Origin of the sequence: Candidatus Poriferisodalis sp. (genome assembly GCF_965214215.1) — a bacterium.
Taxonomy (GTDB): Bacteria; Actinomycetota; Acidimicrobiia; order Acidimicrobiales; family Poriferisodalaceae; genus Poriferisodalis.
Window position 1 is genome coordinate 393,591 of the sequence record NZ_CBDCBD010000003.1, and the last position, 17,724, is coordinate 411,314.

General features: G+C 66.5%; 20 protein-coding genes. 11 read left to right on the forward strand and 9 right to left on the reverse strand.

The window, feature by feature from the left end; translation table 11 throughout:
• Positions 1-142: 142 nt before the first annotated feature.
• From ACOOF5_RS04315 to ACOOF5_RS04325, 3 genes are all read left to right on the forward strand, one after another.
• Positions 143-1,138 carry an SDR family NAD(P)-dependent oxidoreductase gene (locus tag ACOOF5_RS04315; RefSeq protein WP_420436981.1) on the forward strand — a complete coding sequence of 332 codons (996 nt, stop codon included), beginning with the start codon at positions 143-145 and terminating at the stop codon, positions 1,136-1,138.
• A gap of 179 nt (positions 1,139-1,317) precedes the next feature.
• A complete protein-coding gene (locus ACOOF5_RS04320; RefSeq protein ID WP_420436983.1) occupies positions 1,318-2,352 on the forward strand; it encodes an extracellular solute-binding protein in 1,035 nt (344 codons plus the stop codon).
• Between the two features lie 36 nt (positions 2,353-2,388).
• Positions 2,389-4,011: an ABC transporter permease gene (locus ACOOF5_RS04325; protein ID WP_420436985.1), complete on the forward strand. Its 1,623-nt coding sequence runs from the start codon at positions 2,389-2,391 to the stop codon at positions 4,009-4,011.
• 75 nt (positions 4,012-4,086) lie between these two features.
• Here ACOOF5_RS04325 and ACOOF5_RS04330 read toward each other — a convergent pair whose 3' ends face one another.
• Positions 4,087-5,610, reverse strand: a complete 1,524-nt coding sequence (locus tag ACOOF5_RS04330) for a Fic family protein (protein ID WP_420436988.1) — start codon at positions 5,608-5,610, stop codon at positions 4,087-4,089.
• 105 nt (positions 5,611-5,715) lie between these two features.
• Positions 5,716-6,489, reverse strand: a complete 774-nt coding sequence (locus ACOOF5_RS04335) for an EthD domain-containing protein (protein ID WP_420436990.1) — start codon at positions 6,487-6,489, stop codon at positions 5,716-5,718.
• A 199-nt stretch (positions 6,490-6,688) separates the two neighbouring features.
• Here ACOOF5_RS04335 and ACOOF5_RS04340 point away from each other — a divergent pair, with 199 nt between their 5' ends.
• Positions 6,689-7,954, forward strand: coding sequence for an amidohydrolase family protein (locus ACOOF5_RS04340; protein ID WP_420436992.1), 1,266 nt, complete (start codon positions 6,689-6,691; stop codon positions 7,952-7,954).
• Between the two features lie 35 nt (positions 7,955-7,989).
• Here the strand turns inward: ACOOF5_RS04340 and ACOOF5_RS04345 are convergent, their stop codons facing one another.
• Entirely contained in the window at positions 7,990-8,472 is a 483-nt protein-coding gene (locus tag ACOOF5_RS04345) for a VOC family protein (protein WP_420436994.1), read from the reverse strand.
• 27 nt (positions 8,473-8,499) lie between these two features.
• On the reverse strand, positions 8,500-9,735 hold the full coding sequence (locus tag ACOOF5_RS04350) for an acyl-CoA dehydrogenase family protein (protein WP_420436996.1): 1,236 nt from the start codon (positions 9,733-9,735) through the stop codon (positions 8,500-8,502).
• Positions 9,736-9,851: 116 nt separating this feature from the next.
• Between ACOOF5_RS04350 and ACOOF5_RS04355 the strand changes: the two genes are divergently transcribed.
• The 6 genes from ACOOF5_RS04355 (at position 9,852) to ACOOF5_RS04380 (ending at position 15,339) form a co-directional block, all read left to right on the forward strand.
• Complete coding sequence (locus ACOOF5_RS04355; protein WP_420436998.1) at positions 9,852-10,643, forward strand: short-chain dehydrogenase/reductase; 792 nt, start codon at positions 9,852-9,854, stop codon at positions 10,641-10,643.
• A 59-nt stretch (positions 10,644-10,702) separates the two neighbouring features.
• Positions 10,703-12,151, forward strand: a complete 1,449-nt coding sequence (locus ACOOF5_RS04360; protein ID WP_420437000.1) for an amidase — start codon at positions 10,703-10,705, stop codon at positions 12,149-12,151.
• A gap of 432 nt (positions 12,152-12,583) precedes the next feature.
• Complete coding sequence (locus ACOOF5_RS04365; protein ID WP_420437002.1) at positions 12,584-13,333, forward strand: RidA family protein; 750 nt, start codon at positions 12,584-12,586, stop codon at positions 13,331-13,333.
• Between the two features lie 135 nt (positions 13,334-13,468).
• Entirely contained in the window at positions 13,469-14,233 is a 765-nt protein-coding gene (locus tag ACOOF5_RS04370; RefSeq protein WP_420437004.1) for an inositol monophosphatase family protein, read from the forward strand.
• A gap of 37 nt (positions 14,234-14,270) precedes the next feature.
• A complete protein-coding gene (locus tag ACOOF5_RS04375) occupies positions 14,271-14,642 on the forward strand; it encodes a DUF2237 family protein (RefSeq protein WP_420437006.1) in 372 nt (123 codons plus the stop codon).
• A gap of 121 nt (positions 14,643-14,763) precedes the next feature.
• Positions 14,764-15,339, forward strand: coding sequence for a hypothetical protein (locus tag ACOOF5_RS04380; protein ID WP_420437008.1), 576 nt, complete (start codon positions 14,764-14,766; stop codon positions 15,337-15,339).
• Positions 15,340-15,373: 34 nt separating this feature from the next.
• Here the strand turns inward: ACOOF5_RS04380 and ACOOF5_RS04385 are convergent, their stop codons facing one another.
• From ACOOF5_RS04385 to ACOOF5_RS04395, 3 genes are read right to left on the reverse strand one after another with little or no spacing between them, the layout of a single operon-like run.
• Complete coding sequence (locus tag ACOOF5_RS04385) at positions 15,374-15,595, reverse strand: ribbon-helix-helix domain-containing protein (RefSeq protein WP_420437010.1); 222 nt, start codon at positions 15,593-15,595, stop codon at positions 15,374-15,376.
• A 32-nt stretch (positions 15,596-15,627) separates the two neighbouring features.
• Entirely contained in the window at positions 15,628-15,942 is a 315-nt protein-coding gene (locus ACOOF5_RS04390; protein ID WP_420437012.1) for a type II toxin-antitoxin system PemK/MazF family toxin, read from the reverse strand.
• Positions 15,929-16,150 carry a hypothetical protein gene (locus ACOOF5_RS04395; RefSeq protein WP_420437014.1) on the reverse strand — a complete coding sequence of 74 codons (222 nt, stop codon included), beginning with the start codon at positions 16,148-16,150 and terminating at the stop codon, positions 15,929-15,931. The genes ACOOF5_RS04390 and ACOOF5_RS04395 overlap by 14 nt, the downstream gene beginning before the upstream one ends.
• 92 nt (positions 16,151-16,242) lie before the next feature.
• Between ACOOF5_RS04395 and ACOOF5_RS04400 the strand changes: the two genes are divergently transcribed.
• Complete coding sequence (locus ACOOF5_RS04400) at positions 16,243-16,602, forward strand: DUF983 domain-containing protein (protein WP_420440885.1); 360 nt, start codon at positions 16,243-16,245, stop codon at positions 16,600-16,602.
• A 229-nt stretch (positions 16,603-16,831) separates the two neighbouring features.
• Here ACOOF5_RS04400 and ACOOF5_RS04405 read toward each other — a convergent pair whose 3' ends face one another.
• Both ACOOF5_RS04405 and ACOOF5_RS04410 read right to left on the reverse strand, forming a co-directional pair.
• Complete coding sequence (locus ACOOF5_RS04405; protein WP_420437016.1) at positions 16,832-17,281, reverse strand: PIN domain-containing protein; 450 nt, start codon at positions 17,279-17,281, stop codon at positions 16,832-16,834.
• Positions 17,265-17,618: a type II toxin-antitoxin system Phd/YefM family antitoxin gene (locus ACOOF5_RS04410; protein WP_420437018.1), complete on the reverse strand. Its 354-nt coding sequence runs from the start codon at positions 17,616-17,618 to the stop codon at positions 17,265-17,267. The genes ACOOF5_RS04405 and ACOOF5_RS04410 overlap by 17 nt, the downstream gene beginning before the upstream one ends.
• Positions 17,619-17,724: the final 106 nt, after the last annotated feature.

Genomic DNA, 17,724 nt, shown 5'->3' on the forward strand with positions numbered 1-17,724 from the left:
AAGGTTGAGCTGCGGGCCGAGCGGCCCGTGAATGCGCGGGTCTCACCCCCGTGGCTACGTAGGGCAGACTCGCGGTCGGCACCGAGCGTTCGACCGGACATCGACCGGCAGTTCGGCCCGTCGCTCAATGAGGAGCATTGCCATGGCCTACACCGCGCCCACCGACAGGTTTCGCTTCGAAGCGCTGCGCGGTGGCGTAGAGGGCAAGCGTGTGCTCATCACCGGTGCCGGCAAGGACGGCGGCATCGGCCAGGCGTTCGCACTCAGCGCCGGGCTGAACGGCGCAGACTCAGTCGGCATCCACTTTCATCGCAGCTACGAGGACGGGTTCGACCTCGTCGACCAGCTGCGCCACGAAGGCGTGCGCGCCTTTCCGGTGCAGGCCGACGTGACCAACCTGCGCGACCTGTGGGCCATCCGCAGCTACGTCATGGACCAGATGGGCGGGCTGCCGCCGAACCTGGTGATCTGCAACTCCGGGCTGACCGAAACGGGCTACAACCTGGGACGCACGCTGCGCCAGGTGGAGGGCGAGTCATCGTCGCTGCGGCGAGCACGGGTGCGTCAGCACTTCATCGACAACCTCGAGCAGTCGCGGCTGGTGCTCGACACCAAGGTCGACGGCTTCCTGGCTTCGACGCATCTGTGGGCGGGCGAGGCGGTGTACGCGGGCGAGACGGCACAGTTCGTGTATGTGTCCTCCCGCCAAGCCGTGGACCCTGGCCCCGCAGTGCCGGGCTACGCGCTCAGCAACTGGGCAGTGCTGCAGCTGCCCAAGGTGCTGAAGGTGAACCTGGGCCGCAGCGCCGACCTGGTGAGCTGTTTCACGCTGCTGCTGCCGTTCGTGCGCACGGGCATGACCAACTCCTACGCCGGCAACGAGCGGGTCTTCGGGCGCTGGCAGCCACGGATGCTGGAGCCCTGCGAGATGGCCGAGGCGTTCATGGCGCTGCTGGCCCGCCCCACCAGCGAGACCGACGGTGCCATGTACGAGCTCATGGTGAGTGCCGCCGAGGAGGATGGCGAAACTGCGGCTTCGGCACAGGCCGCTGTCGAGCTGGTCTGGCATCGGCTGGCGCTGAACCTCGACGAGCAGCCCGTCGACTGGAGCGCCGACGAGCCCCTGCGTTTCGCCTGAGCGCGGCACGAGGTCCGGCAATGAGTCGGCCCCCCGCACGGTCTTAGTTAGGGATACCTTACATTCAGCGGAAACTCTGGCTATAGTGCTGCGCCATGCACACGGACCCGCACTGCCTCTCAACCCGACCGACATCATGGGTAGCGCGCCCGCGACGTCTTCGTTGGGCAGTTCTCGCCGTGACGGTCGCGACTATTGCCGCCGCGTGCGGCTCGGCGCGCACGCTGGAAGGACCCGCTGCGCAGATCTTCGACGGTGACTGCGCTTCAGAGACCGACCGGCAGCTCACCGTCTATTCCGGCCGCACCGAGAATCTGATCGGACCGGTGCTCGATGCGTTTGCATGCGAGACCGGCATCGAGGTGGCGGTCCGCTGGGGTTCGTCGGCCGATCTGGCCCTGCTGCTCGCAGAAGAAGGCGACCGCACCGCGGCTGACGTGTTCTTGTCGCGCTCGCCCGGACCGGTGGGATTCCTCGAAGGCAAGGGGCTGCTGAGGACGATCGACGGCGACGTCCTAGGACTCGTGAGCGAGGAGAACCGTTCGGCTTCGGGGACGTGGGTCGGCTTCACCGGGCGCAAGCGCGTGCTCGTCTACAACCTCGACAACGTCGCCGACAGCGAACTGCCTGCGTCGGTCTTCGATCTCACCGGTGAGCGCTTCCGCGGTCGGGTGGCAATCCCCGCGACCAACGGTTCGTTCGTCGACTGGTTCACGGTGTTCCGCAATCAGCACGGCGACGACGTCGCAGCCCGATGGCTCGATGAGATGGTCGCCAACGGTGGCCGCTACTACCCCAATAACCGGTCGATCGTGGAGGCCGCGGGTCGGGGCGAGATCGACATGGGACTCGTGAACCACTACTACCAGTACCAAGTTGCGGCGGCCTCCGGTGACGACCACCGTGCTGCGAACTGGGAATTCGCCGGCGACGACATCGGCTCGCTGCTGATCATCACGGCCGCCACGGTGACCGCCTCTAGCTCGAACGGCGACGCCGCTAGCGAATTCATCGCCTACCTGCTGAGCGAGCCTGCGCAGAACTACTTCAGCGGGGAAACGCTCGAGTACCCGCTCGCCGCCGGAGTCGCCCCCGCCGATGTCCTGCCGGCGCTGGGCGGCCCCGAGATCGGCAGCATTAGCTCCGACTCACTCGGTGATGGCTTTGCACGCTCCACCGAGATCATCGAGGCCAGCGGCATCCTGAACGAGTGACACCCATCCCGATGCCGGCCCGAACGGGTCGCTGAGATGATCGCAGCAGCCCGGCGGGGGCGCAGCACCGCACCTTCGGCGCTGCGCGTCGCCGGCGTGGTGCTGGCGTTCCTGTTCGCCTTCCCCGGCGTGTATCTCGTGTACCGGGCGCTGCGTGACGGCACTGGTCCCGAGGGCCTGCTGTGGAGCGCTCGCACCCTCGGCCCGCTGTGGCGCACGCTCCGGCTCGCGGTTTCGGTCTCAGCGTGCGCCCTGGTCCTTGGGACCGGCCTTGCTTGGCTCACCATGCGCACCGACCTGCCGCTGCGCCGGCTGTGGCGCGTGCTGCTGCCGCTGCCGCTGGTGTATCCGACATTCGTCGGTGCCGCGGCATTCATCCGCACGCTCAACCCGGGCGGGCTGGCCAACGATCTGGCAGCGCGCCTGGGCATCACCACGGTGCCGGAACTGCGGGGGTTCTTCGGGGCCTGGCTGGTACTGGTGCTCATGACCTATCCCTACGTGTACCTGCCGGTCGCGGCCCGGCTGCGCCAGCTCCCCGGCAGCCTCGAAGAGAGCGCCCGGCTGCTCGGGGACAGTGCGTTTGCGGTGTTCCGGCGGATCTGCCTGCCTCATGCGGGCACCGCTATCGGCGCGGGAACGCTGCTGGTGTTCCTGTACACGCTGAGCGACTTCGGCGCCGTCCAGCTCATGCGCTACGACACGCTGACTCGGGCGATCGCCACGAATTACCTCGCGAACCCGCCCGTAGCGCTGGCGCTCAGCCTGATGCTGCTGGTCCTGGCTGCGACGGTGGTGCTGGCCGAGCGATGGTTCTCCCGCCGCCTCCCTGACGGGGCACGTTCGGGTGGCCAACGACCGCTCGACTACGACCTGGGCCGCTGGCGGCCCGCGGCCCTGGCGGCGGTGATGATCACGGTCTTCGCCAGCGTGGGCGCTCCCTTCATCGCCTTGGTGGATTGGGCTCAGCGAGGCGTGCTTCGCTCGATCACCGGCGAGCGAGCTCTCGCGGTCGACTATCCGAGCATCGCCGATGCCACGTTCAACACCCTGTGGGTGAGCGTCGTGGCGGCACTGATCTCTGTCGCCGCGGTGCTGCCGATCGCGATGCTGGTAGGGCGTCACCGCTCACGCACCGGGTCGTTGGCGCACGCAGTGGTGATCAGCACCTTTGCGCTGCCCGGCCTGCTCATCGCGCTGTCGATGCGCTTCTGGACGCTTCGTACCGACCTCGTGCTGGAGCTGCTCGGGGACACGACCGTGCTGTTGATCTTTGCTTACATCGTGCGTTTCGGATCGCTCGCGATGGGCGTCAGCATCGTGGCGGTCCGCAGCGTGCCCGGCCAGCTGCACGACTCGGCCCGCCTGCTCGGCGCAGGACCGGTGCGCCGCCTCTTCACCGTGGACCTGCCGGTCATGGGCCCCGCACTCGCGGCAGGTGCTGGCCTCGTGCTGCTCTCGGTCATGAAGGAGCTGCCGATCAGCCTGCTGGTGTCGCCCCTCGGCTTCTCCACGCTGACGACCCGCATCTACGGGTCATTCGAAGATGCGTTCATCGCCGAAGCAGGGCTGATGGGCGTGATCCTGGTGGTCCTGTCGTTCGTGCTCACCTGGTTCCTGGTGGTGCGCCGGCAAGAACGGGTATCAGCTTCGGAATGACCCGGCCTGCGGCGGCTGTCGTAGCCGCCGCGACCACACCGGTGTCGCGGCGGCGGCTCGCGCTGGCGATGTCGCTCACGGCAGTCGGAGCTTGATGCCGCCGAATGGCGCGTTGTCGGGCTCGCTGAGCGCATTGGTGGCGACCATCTGTCCTTCGGTTGCCGCCCTGTCTTCCCACGGCATCGCGGCGGTCCAGCGCCAAGCGAAGCTCATCACTCGCACGACCGAGGAAAGATCCTGTGCTTGAGTTGCCGAAGTGCGCTTCACGCCGCCGAGGTACTCGTTGCGGAACACCGTGGGAATCACGATACGCGCTTCGTTGACTGCGGAGAGTTCTGCGTTCATCATGACGCGTGCGACCCGACCGTTGCCATCAGTGAACGGATGAACCTCGGCCACGATCATCATCATGTACAGCGCTCGCCGGAATCCGACCGGCACAGTCTGAGCCAGCTCGAGCCCCTTGAGCAAAGTGCCTTCGACGAGATGCGGTGCGACGAAGTGGTAACTGCCGACGCGGTTGTTCACCCGCTTCCACTCACCGGGTCCCAGTTCGGGCCTGCCTTGGAGAATGGATGCATGTCGTTCCCGCAGGAAGAACAACGACTCGCCGGGGTCGTCGGACACGGCCCGGCGACCGACGGCATCTGCAACACACCGGTAGGTGCCCAAGATGTCGTGGCCGTCGGCTGGGCGAGCCGCTGGCGGCTGCTGGGTTTCGATGATGCGGCGTGCCTCATCCACTTCGAAGACGGTGCCCTCGATGTAATTGGAGTAGTAGCTCTCAAAGAAGGGCAACTCGAGGTTGTAGAGCCCCGCAGGGAGGTGCTGGGGCAGGTCGGGGTCGTCATAGGAGGCCAGACCATCCGCTAACACGGTGAACATCTCCAGACGCTGCTCATCCCACGCTTCGCCCTGAACGAAGGCTGCAAACAACTCTCCGCTGTCTGGCGACAACGGCGCTCGGCCGTCGAGCCGTTCGAACAGCGCGTCGATCTCACGAACACGGTCGACAGCCTCAATGTGTTCGGCCAGTTCGATTGCTTCGTCGCGCAGCCGCAGTGCGCGCGCCCGGTCCATGAAGGAGGCCTTGTGTGCCACCCAGTCTTCTAGCTCTGCAAGTGTCAGCGTCCGCGAAGGCTTGGTGCCGCGACCGCGTGAGGGAACCAGGTTGTCGACGAGAATGCGGGCAGGCCGGGACATGCGCAGGCCGTGCGGCCACGGCAGGTCATCGGTGACATCGAAGCCTGCCTGGTGAGGACGCACTCGAACCTCGACGCCGGGCAGCCGCAGCGCGGTGTGCCGCTGGTCCGTGGCGACGTAGAGAACGCCGTCCATGACCTTGCCGTCCCCGGCAGCGGAACGGTCGACGATCACGGCATCAGGAATCGCACGGCCCAAGATGCGCCAGAGATTTTGGGCGACTATCTCGGCTGGATCGCTCTTGGTGTCCGCTGTGTACAGCCGCGGCGCGAGTCGGCGAAGATGTCCCTCGGCAATTGCCTGGCGAAGCGTGGCCGTCGACGCGACACCATCGTCATCGTCGAAGAAGACCGTTCGGACGCCGCGTGGCCACGGCAGTACGGTGGGCGATGCCATGGCTAAGAGAATACTGCCAGCTTCGTTCTAAACCAATATTTTGTTCATTTTTAAGGTATATCTAGAACTTTTTTGTTGAATACCTGCCGTCGGCGGGCGGGAGCTTCACCGGTGGTCGACCATCACGTGCTCTTTGGCCAAGAACATCACAGAGCGACCGAAGTCGATGAAGTTGGCCTCGTCCTCATAGGCCCGGCGGGATGCGGCCCGGTTCTCGGGGATCGCGTTGCCCATGGCGCTGCGGTCCATCCAGACCTCGGCGTGGCCCGTGTAGGGCTCGACTGTCGAGCCTCGTGAGCGGTTGACGGCCGCGGTGAACGAGTGCTCGTCGGCGTGCACTTGCTGGTACCGCAGGATCCCTGACGACTGAGCTTGGCGGCGGATGATCGGGCCGTGGTGGGTGCGCCAGTACCACTGCGCCTTGTCGATGCTCAGCGACGGCAGGTGGCGCAAACTGAAGTACAGCTTGACCAGGCTGGAGCGGTCGGTGGCGACGATGTTCTCCGGCGTCGGGTTCACCTGCGGGTACTCGTAGCAGTAGTACGCGCTGGAGTTCTTGATATCGGCGAAGTTGAGCTCGTCTTCGACCAGCACCCGGTCGAATTCACGGCCGGCATCGGTGCGCATGGCGGCCAGCATCGTTTCCTTCGATTCCCACCAGACCTCGGCCACCCCGTCGTAGGGCTCTTCCATCTGACCCCGCCGGCCCGGCAGCCGGCTGTGATCGTCGTCGGTCGTGTGCACTTGCACGTAACGGAGCATCTTCGCCTTCGCCGAGTGCGCTACCACCAGCGGGCCGTGGACGTTGAGCCAGTAGTCCTGCATCTCGGCCCGGCTCATGCCTTTCTTGCGCCGCAGCAAGAACGTCAGTCGCAGCATCGTTCGCCTCCTTAGATAATGCGCGGATAGGTGAACCTTCCCGCTGTCGCACCAGTTGTTTCCCGCTCTTGTTCGCTGTCGCTCACGGGCCGCTCGGGCCACGGCTTCGCCTATCGGCTCAGCCTCCTAGCCTCGGGCGAGTTCGCCTTGCGGCGAGGCTAGTTCCAGCCCCATTCGGCGACCGCCGGGTGCCGTGCCAATGGACACATCCAGCGCCCGCCTCGGATCGCTGGGGGGCCGCCTGATAATTTCGACGTGGCTGCCGTCGGGCAGCGAGGGGGCGCACACCATGGCAATCACCGAGTTCTTCCCGGGCATCAAGATCGTTGATTCCGACACACACTGGACGGAGCCGCACGACCTGTGGACCAGCGGGGCACCGGCCAAGTACCGCGACCTAGTGCCGCAGATCCGTGAGCACAACGGCAAGCGCAAGTGGGTAGTGAACGGCGACATCCCGATCGCCGGCGACTCGGCGGTCTCCGCGATCGGGCCCGACGGCGAGAAGATGCTGGGGCTGAAATTCCTCAAGCACGACATCGAGATGGTGCACGCTGCGTCCTACGACTGCGACGCCCGCCTCGAGCTCATGGACGCCATGGGCGTGAGCCACGGCATCGTTTACCCCAACGTCGGCGGCTTCGGCAATCAGAACTTCCTCAAGGTGGAAGACCGGGCGCTGCGCATCGCATGCGTCGAGATCTACAACGACTGGATGGCCGACCTGCAAGCCCGCTCAGGCGGTCGCATCCTGCCGATGGCGCTGGTGCCGTGGTGGGACATCGACGCCAGCGTGCTCGAGGTGGACCGGGCGCATCGCAACGGTGCCAAGGGCATCGTGATGTGCTCCAACCCGCACGATTCGGGCATGCCGAACTTCGCCCAGCCCGACTGGCGGCCGTTCTGGGAGATCTGCGAAGCGCTCGAGATGCCCGTCAACTTCCACATCGGCGCATCGGAGGGCGATATCGACTGGTCGGGCAAGGTGCCCTACGACACCTGGTCGGGCGATGTGAAGATCTCCCTCGGCGGGGCGGCGATCTTCCTGGGTCAGCTGCGCTGGATGGTGAACCTGCTGGTCAGCGACGTACCCGAGCGCTACCCGAACCTGAACTTCGTGTCGGTCGAGAGCGGCGTCGGCTGGATTCCGTTCCTGCTCGACGCGCTCGACTACCAGTGCGGCGAGACTGCCCCCGAGCACTTGGCCCACCTCTCGATGAAGCCTTCGGATTACTTCCGCCGGCAGTTCTACGGCTGCTTCTGGTTCGAGTCGCAGACGCTGGCGCCGGCCATCGACCACATCGGTGCCACCCAGATCATGTTCGAGACCGACATCCCGCACCCGACGTGTCTGTATCCCCGCAGTGTCGAGCGGGTGCGTGACGCGATCGGCAGCCTCGACGCCCCCACGCAGAAGCGGATCCTGCAGGACAACGCCGCAGAGCTCTACAAGATCGACGTGTAGCGCCAGGCACCGATCGGCGCCTGCGACTCAAGCGCCTAGGCGGCGGGTTGGGCGCCTCGGCCGGGCCGGTCGGCACCCCAGCGGGCCATGTCGGCTTCGAGGTCGAGCGGAATGTTGCTCGGGGCGTCGGGGTCGTAGAGCTCGAGCGGGACTTCCCACATCACCTCGAACTCGATGCCGTCGGGGTCGTGGCAGTACAGGCTGCGGCTGACGCCGTGGTTGTTCTCGCCCACGAGCGCGCCCATCTCGGCCAGCCGGGCCTTGGCCTCGGCCAGCTCGGCGAGCGTCGCCACCTCCCAGGCCACGTGGTACAGCCCGACATGTCGCGGCGGTGCGCCCTCACCGGCTGCGTCGAACAGCCCGAGGTCGTGGTCGGTGTTTGAGTCGGGCGATGCCATGAAAACAGCGGTGCCGTAACGGTTCACGACTTCAAGCCCGAGCGCCTCGTTGTAGAAGCTGGCCGATGCCTCCGGATCGGTGACCCACAGCACTGCGTGCCGGATGCCGAGCGTGGCCATGTGACGGATCGTATCGAGCGACCCGCCTCAGTTGCGGCGGGCGTTCTTGTAGGGAATCTCCTTGGCGTCGTCGGGTTCCTTGGGCAGGCCGAGCACGCGCTCCCCGATGATGTTGCGTTGGATCTCGTCGGTGCCGCCGGCGATCGACATGGCCGGTGTGGACATCAGGATCTCCGACACGATGCCATCGGCATTGGAGCCGGATCCGACCAGCATGCCCATCGAGCCAGCGATCATCGTGTGGGCAACGTGGCAGGCCCGGGCGGTGACCGACATGTTGAGCTTGGTGAGCGAGCCTTCCGGACCGGGCGGCTTGCCCGCGGCACGTGCGGCTCGGGCGCGCTGGGTGGTCCACGACGAGATCCGTCGCAGCGTCTCGACGCGGGCGATCTGCTGGCGAACCACGGGATCGTCGACCCGGCCGGTTCGTTCTGCCTCGGGAATGACCAGGTTCGCCCTCCCTGCCCGCTGCGGGTACCACTTGTAGGTGGCGAAGTACTCGTCGCTCTCTCGCTTTGCCCGCTCGACCGTCGGGCCGCCGTCGGCTGGGTAGCGAGGACGGCGTGTCGCGACCGCGGCCCGTTCGTGGGTCAGCGTGGTGAGACCGATGCGCCAGCCGTCGCCGGGGTTGCCGACCAGCTCGTTGCCCGGCACCCGGGCATCTTCGAAGAACACCTCGTTGAACGTGGCATGGCCGTTCATCTGGCGCAGCGGGCGCACCTCCACGCCGGGCTGTTCCATGGGGATGAGGAAGTACGAGATGCCCTGGTGCTTGGGAACGTCCCAGTTGGTGCGCGCCATCAAGATGCCGAAGCGGGCCTTGTGCGCCCCGGAGTTCCACACCTTCTGCCCGTTGACGATCCACTCATCTCCGTCGCGGTCGGCCCGGGTCACCAGCCCGGCCAGGTCTGAGCCGTTGGTGGGCTCGGAGAACAGCTGGCACCACTTGTGCTCGCCGGTCAGGATCGGCCGCAGGTGGCGCTGCTTCTGGCCGTCGTTGGCGTGCGCGAGAAGCGTCGGCGCGACGAGGTACATGCTGACGCCGGCCGCGACGCCCACCGCTCCGACGGCGTCGAATTCGCGGGCCACGACCGCATCCATGGTTGGCGGCAAGCCTCGCCCGTGCCACTCGACGGGCCACGAGGGTGTGCCCCAGCCAGTGTCGGCCAGCAGGTTGCGCCATTCAATGAGGGGTCGCTCGCGGTGCCAGTGCTCTTCCAGCCACGTCCGGGCTTCGTCGCGAATCTCGTCGGCGCTCGCCATGAGCGCAGCGTAGAACCGCAGCCCAGGCGCCGTCCGAACGACTTCTCTTGCACCGGCACGGCCATGGCCCGGACGCTGCTGGCGCACGTCTGGCACGCCGGGGTTACGTTGAGCCGATGGATCTGGGACTTGCAGGCAGGCGCGCGGTGATCACGGGCGCATCGAAGGGCATCGGGCTCGGTTGCGCCGTGGCGCTGGCCCGTGAGGGCTGCGATGTGGCACTGGCCGCCCGGTCAGCCGATGTGCTGGCGAGGGCCGCCAAGGAGGTGCAGGAAGCGGCGCCCGAGGTGACCGTCACGACGCATGCCGTCGACCTGTCGAAGCCGGAGGGTCGGCAGATGCTGCTCTCCGAGACGGGCTGCGCCGGTGGCGGCGGTGCTGACTTGGTGGACATCTGGGTGAACAACGCCGGCGCAATTCCGGCCGGCGACATCGCGACCGTGGACGATGCGACGTGGCGCGATGCCTGGGACCTGAAAGTCTTCGGCTACATCGACCTGTGCCGGGCTGTTCTGCCGTTGATGACCGGCAGGGGCAGCGGCGTCATCGTCAATGTCATCGGCGTGGCGTCGCTGAGGCCGCAGCCGTCCTACATCGCTGGCGGTGTGGGCAACAGCGGCCTGGTTGCAATGACCGCTGCGCTCGGCAGCCGGAGCCTGAGCGAGGGCGTGCGCGTGGTTGCCGTCAACCCAGGCCTCATCATCACCGACCGGATGGGAGACATGCTCCGCCGCCAAGCGATCGACGAACTCGGCGACGAATCGCGCTGGGAAGAGTTGATCCCCGCCGATCCCGCGCCGGGCACCGTCGAGCAGGTGGCCGACGTGGTGGCCTTCCTGGCATCGGATCGTGCAAGCCACGTCAGCGGCACCTCGGTCACCATCGACGGCGGCGCATCGTCCCGCTGAAGGCAGCGTGACGGGGGCGCTCTGACCGGTCGCTAGTGTCCCGCGGCGAGCGAGACCGAGTGAGCCAGCGGGAGGCAGCCGTGGATGTACCTGACTTTCGGACGGTGTCGGTCGAGGCACTGGCGTCGATGGTGCAGGACCGCAAGCTCAGCGCGGCAGCAGTCACCGAGCATGCGCTCGAACGTATCGAGACGCTCAATCCGCAACTCAACGCCTTCGTCGCGCTCGACGCCGACGGCGCTCGCCGGCAGGCCTCGGCCATCGACGAACGGCTCGATGCCGGCGACGACGTGGGGCCGCTGGCGGGCATCCCCGTCGGTGTCAAGGACCTCGCCGACGCCGCGGGGTTCGTGACGACACGGGGGGCGATGCACCTTCGCGACACCCCTCCGGTCGCTGCGGACTCCACCGAGGTAGCACGCCTGCGAGCCGCCGGGGCCGTGATCGTCGGCAAGACCAATACGCCCGAGTTCGGTTGCATGGGTGACACCTACAACAACGTCTTCGGCGCCACATGGAATCCCTGGAACCTCGGTCGCTCACCCGGCGGTTCATCGGGCGGCACGGCGGCGGCGGTCATGTCAGGCATGGTTCCGGCGGGAACCGGTTCCGACGGCGGCGGCTCCATCCGCATTCCGTCGGCCATGTGCGGAATGTCGGGCCTCAAGCCCAGTCACGGCCGCGTGCCCAGCGGTCCGCCTCCGCTGGGGCTGCTGGACCTGTCGTGCGTGGGGCCCATGGCTCGCCGCATCCGCGACGTTGCGTACTGCCTCGATGCCGTGATCGGTCCGCACCCCTCGGACCTTCGCAGCCTGCCCGCCCCAACGGAGTCGTGGCGCCGCGCACTCGACGATCCGCCGCTTCCCCGGCGTGTTCTGTGGATGCCCTCGTTCGACGGAGGGCCAGTGGACTCCGAGATCGTCGCGTCGTGCGCTGCGGCGATCGAACGGTTGGCAACGCAGGGCGTCGACGTCGTCGAGGCCACGACGCTCTTCGACCCGGCCGACCTCGTCTCGCAGGCGTTCGCGCCGCTGTTCCTCGGCGGCTCGATAGCGCCCGCGTTCCGGGCGCTGCTTGGCACCCCCGCGTGGGATGACGTCACAGACTGGCTGGCCGTGGCACTGGAAGACGCCCTCGAGACCGTCACCGTGGACACCCTTGCGCAGGCACGCCAGCAGAGCGCCGAATTGTCGATGCAGCTCGGCGAGGCGATGTCGGGGTTCGACGCTGTGCTGATGCCAACCATGGCGGGCCAGACGCCTGTCGTGGGTGGGAACGGCACGATCGACGGCGTCGAGATCGAGAACTGGGTGCGCTTCACGCCGCTGGCCAACCTCACCCGGCGCCCGGCCGGGACGGTGTGCAGCGGCTTCACCGGCGACGGGATGCCCATCGGGTTGAGCGTGCTCGGTCACCAGACCGACGATGTCGGCGTGCTGCAGACCGTGGCCGTGCTGGAAGACCTGCTCGGCCTAGACCCGATCCCGCCCGACATCAGCGTCGGCTGAGCCTGGACCGCGTCGCGCCGGAACTCGGCGACGAGAGACACCGCGACGGGCACACCCTCGCTCCCAGGGCCAGACCCAGGCCCGAATTGCTGACCCCAAGATCACAACTGTCACACCCCCTTGGTGCACTGCATGGGAGACGACATGCACGGGTAATGCATGGTGGATAGAGGCAGAGAAATCACAATGAACACATCAACTGAGACTCGATCACGCACCGGCGACTGGCTGCTGGCGATAGCGGTGGCACTCGCCGGGTGCCTGCTGATCCTGAGCTGGAGCATGCCCGCCGGCTGAGTCGAGCAACCCGGCCGAAGTCAATGCTCTGCTAAGTAGAGGCAAGACTCAACGAGGTCGAGCCGCCGGGAGGTCCGCCTGCGCGAACAGCTCGTGGACAGATAGCTCCCCAGGGTCGACACAAGGAGACATTTCATGCTGATTGACAATCCCCGAGGCGGGTACCGCTTCCTCACCGGCATATCCCCCTTTTCCAGCGGGGTCGTCGCATCTGAGGGCCACGAGGTCGTGCACGCCACGCTGAGCGCCCACCGGCCGTGGCGCGAGGGCTTCGAGCTGATCGACGCTCACCTGGCCGATGTCGGTCGAGGTCGCCCGGCGCTGTGCGCTATCGAGCTGCGCTGCCCCGTCCCGTACTCGATGCCTGGCTTCATCGAGTTCAACGCCGGCTACGTCGAGCTCATCCGCTCATGGGACCTGTACGTCGGCGATCACAACCCGCTGGCACGCACGAACGTCGCCCCGGCGGAGGATCCGCCCTCCGAGCCGGTGCTGCACGCGTTCTCCTACACCGTCGAGGCTCCGGTGGGCGCGTCGACGACGTTCGTGGTGTCGGGTGCGGGGGAGATTCCCGAGGCGACGCTCGACGACAACGAGATCATCCGCAGGGGCGAGACGGGACCTGAGGCCATGCGAGAAAAGGCCGGTCACGTGGTGGCGACCATGGGTTCGCGCCTCGCAGCGATGGGTGCCGATTGGGATCAGGTCACCACTACGGACGTGTACACGGTGTTCATGCACGAGGGTCTGCTTGAAGACGCCGTGATCGGGCAGATGGGGCCGGCGACTCGTCACGGACTGCGCTGGTACCGGTCGCGACCGCCCGTGCACGACCTCGACTTCGAGATGGACGTGCGGGGCATCCGCAGCGAGATTGCGGTCTAGCGGTCGGCGATCGGGCCGCTGCAACGAGCCCGCTGCTCAACCGGGCGCCGTACTGACTGCCCGTCGGTGTGATGCCCACGGCGACCTCGGCGCGTCAGCACCGCGTGACGGCAGACGTGGCAAGGTGATCGACGCATGACACCAACAGAGCTAGAGACTGTCGCCGTCGATGTCGCCGGGGTTGCGGCCGCGTTCCTGCGCGGGGCGGCCGGAACCGGCGAGGCGCTGCGCACGAAATCCTCCCCGACCGACGTCGTCACCGCCGTGGACATCCAGTCCGAGGAACTCATTCGTGGCGAACTCTTGCGTCGCTGTCCCGATTCTTCGATTGTGGGCGAGGAACTGGCTGAAGAAGTCGGTCACAGCAGCATCGGATGGATCGTCGACCCCATCGATGGCACCGTCAACTTCCTGTACGACCTGCCGGTGTTTGCCGTGAGCATCGCTGCGACCCGCGACGGCACGGTCGTGGCTGGCGCTGTTGCTGATGTACTGCGCTGCGAGGTGTTCTCTGCAGCACTCGGTTCAGGGGCTCACCTGGACGGTTCCCCCATCGCAACTCAGGCACCGGAGAGCGTGGCGCAGGCCCTCGTGGCAACTGGCTTCTCGTACCACGCGGACCGGCGTCGCACTCAGGCGGCTGCGCTGGGGCGTGTGCTTCCCGCAGCCCGCGACGTTCGGGTCTTCGGTTCAGCCGCGCTGCATCTGTGCTGGGTCGCCAACAGCCGCTGCGGTGCCTTCTTCGAACACGACCTCAAGGTGTACGACTGGGCCGCCGGCGCGCTCATTGCTACCGAGGCGGGGGCGCAGGTCGAACTCCCGAGCGACCTCAACGACGACATGGTCTACGCCGCCAGCCCGTCGATCTTCGACCCGCTTCGAGAGCTCATCGTCGGCTGAGCCCGCATCGCCCGGACGGCCTGAGAGACTGGGCGGCGTGGCGCAGAACGTTCTCGGCAGCGAATTGCAGCCGTGCTCCTATGACCCGCTCACGGGTTGGTTCCGCGACGGCTGCTGCAACACCGACTCGGGCGACTTCGGAGTTCACACCGTGTGCGCGGTGATGACGGCGGAGTTCTTGGAGTTCTCCAAGTCGGCAGGCAACGACCTGTCGACTCCGCAGCCGGCCGGCGGTTTCGATGGCTTGGTTCCCGGCGACCGGTGGTGCCTGTGCGCGTCGCGCTGGACCGAAGCGCTCGAGGCGGGAAGCGCGCCCCCGGTGGTGCTGGAAGCGACCCACGCGCGCACCCTCGAGTGGGCCAGCCGGAGCGACCTCGAGGCGCATCGATTCACCAACGGCGCCGCGTAGCGCAGTCTGGAGCGTCGGCCGCAGGCAACCCGGACGGGGCCCTGGACTGGAAGGAGCCGCTGGAGTGCGAGTCGATTCGTCACGCGGTCTCCACAGTTCCGGATTGGTGCGGATGATCGCTGTGGCATTGATGGTCGGACTTGTCCTGAGCTGCACCGGACGCGCTGCCGACCCGCCTGAAGCTCAAGATCAGGCCCCTCACCGTGTCCTCAAGTGCCTCGGGGTCATCGATGCAATCGAGGAGCTCGTTTCCGGGTACACGGCATATGGCTCCGGCGGCGGGTTCGTCGCACTGCCCTCGGGCGCGTTGCAGCTCGGGCGGTCGGGGCCGGGGGACTCGGGCTACGAGGACTACCGGTTCGCAAAGTTCGGGCTGCTGGTGCGTCGCTCCCACCAAGCATCGCTCAAGATCGTGAGCGCCCCCGACGACGCATTTCTTGACTACGGGCAGAGTGAATTCGGGTCTGCGGCTGCGCTGACCGTCGGGCCATGCGACACGCATGGTCCCCTCTGTGAGCCCGACTCGGCCGGGAACGCCCCAGGCTGGCCGTGCGGAGCCGATCGCGGCGAGTGGCTTGTCTGGGCAGGCGGCATCTGGGTGAACGAGCCGGGTTGTGTCGAAGTGCTGGTCTCTTCCGAAAACGAGGAGATCGAGGCGCGACTGGCGGTCGGAGCGTCCTGCGATGGGGAGGCCTAACGGTCAGGCGGATCTCGTTCGGCGCGGCGCCGCATCAGGCAATCTCGAGTCCGTCAGCCGCAGCGGTGTCCCACAGCTCTAAGTCTGCTTCCGTCGACTCCTCGAACGCCGCGGAATAGTCGAGCACCAAGTCCGACGTGCGCAACAGGCGGATCGCCTGCCTGATCGTTGCCGACCGGGACGGCAGTCGGTGCGCTTGCGCGTACGCGTCGAGCGTTGCGACATCCTCCTCAGGAATGCTCACGCTGATCTTCATACGAGTTTCCTACTTAAGCAGGAAGCTCGAGATCAGAGATCAAGCACTGTCGCCAAGGCGACGTCCACACCCCACTGCTCTTCGGGTGTGAGGTGTCCGACGACATCGCCGAGGCGGCTGACGTCAACCGCTCCGAGCTGCTCTACCAGGACCCGTGTGCTCTTTCCTGCAATGTCGACGGTGGGGCGGAACGAGGCTGCCCGTGCGCTTGTCGACGTCGGCGCTACCAAGACGACCGACCTCGGCAGCAAGGCATCGGACTGCACGACGACGCCGTAGCGGCGACCCTGCTGCTCGTGCCCCAGACCCTTGGGCAAACGCAATTCGTGAATTTCACCCCGGCGCACGAAGCTCTTCCATCAAGCTGGCCACGGCGGCCATCTCAGCTTGGTCGGCCTCATCAGATTCCAAGGCAGCGACCTCGGCTGCGAGTGCGCGACGGTCACGAAGTCGCTCGGCCTCGTTCACGATGGATCTGCGCACCGCCTCGGATTGGGTCAGCCCCTGAGCTTCCACCCTGCGAAGAGCCCTCAGTGCTTCGGGGTCGAGCCTCACAGATATAGCGTGCGCCACTTGAGCAACGTATCACGTTTCGTCATACACCGTGAGTGAACGGCGGGGTTCGAGGGCAGACTGCGGGCGTGCGGGTGCTGTGGCGCGGATTGACGTTGGCCTGCCCGTCCTGCGGGGGTCGCGGTCTGTTTCGGCGTTGGGCGTTGTATGCCATACGCGAGCGGTGCCCAAGCTGCGGCTTGAGATTCGAACGCATGGAGGGCCACTGGCTGGGCGCAGTGGCGGTCAACACGGTTGTGTCCGCAGCCGCCGTGATTGCAACCGTCGTTGCGGCAATGCTCGTCTGGGGCACTGATGTCAGCCGCGGTCTGCTGCTGGGGCTCGCGGCACCTGTCGGCGTGGGGGTTCCAGTGCTGTTCGACCCGGTGTCACGCACGCTGTGGACAGCGATAGACGCGCTGATGAGACCCCCGAGTCCGGGCGACTTCGACTGACGGACGCCGACGAGTGTCGAACCTGCCCTCGGCCGAGAGGCTGGATGCGGGCGAGCTGGGGCCCTAATCGCCCTCCTATGTCAACTGAGTTCAATACAAGTGGAGTTGTTCTAAGTGGAGTTAGATCAAGATGGAACAACGAGCCGCGCTTCCGATCGTCTGGCTCTCCTCTCGGCGCGAGATCAACGCATGAGCTGACGCGCGGCTGGGCAGCACAGGTGTTGCAGCGCTACATCTCGTCCGTCGAATCTGTTCGTTGCAGCCAGAGGTCGAGCGTTGCCGTGGTCCACGTCGGCACGCCGGTGCCGAGGAAGTCGTTGTCGTTGGTCCACACTCCAGCGTCGAGCGACAGCGCGCACGCCACGACTGGCCAGCCGTCTGGATCGCGCAGCGAGCGAGCCCGGGCCTCGTTTTCTCGCGCCATGTAGATCGGCTCGGCGACGACGTCGACGTTTCCCGTCACCGCTTCCAAAGAGGTCATCACCAAGTCATGCTGGGTCGTCGGCGAGAGGCCGCGTCGCTGTCCGAATTGCTCTATTCGGGCGGGGAGCACCCACTGCGTTTCCCGCCACATTTGCTCGGGCAGGAAGAGATTCAGGCGGTTGTCACGAAGGCGCTCTCGCCCGGCCTGCCGCAAGAGTTCGCCGACGAGAACGCTGGTGTCAACGACCAGCCTCATCGGGCTCGCGCGGCCACGGGGTGGCGGTAGAGACCAGACCTTCGGACGGGTTGCGGCTCCCTCGAGCCGACTGCAGCTGGTCTCTCCAGTCGCGGCCGTCGACGGCGCCCACGATCTCGGACACCAATTCGTCCTCCGTCAGCCCAGTCCCTTCGATCACTTCGGTGACGAGCACGTCCAGGCGCTCGAGCGTTTGCGCCCCAGCGCGCCGGTCCTTGGCGACGATCGGCACGAAGAAGCCAACCGGCTCCCCGTGCTTTTCGATGACGAGCGTCTCGCCGGAGCCGATCAGCTTCGTCGCGTGGTCGCGGAACTCCCGCACCCCTACCGACCTCATCTGATCTGCCTCCCGTACCGGTGTATCGATTTGTGACCACAAGCGTAGCCACAGCCGCACGCGTGGGGCAATGCGCCGACGTGGGCGTCGAAGCGAAGTATCAAGG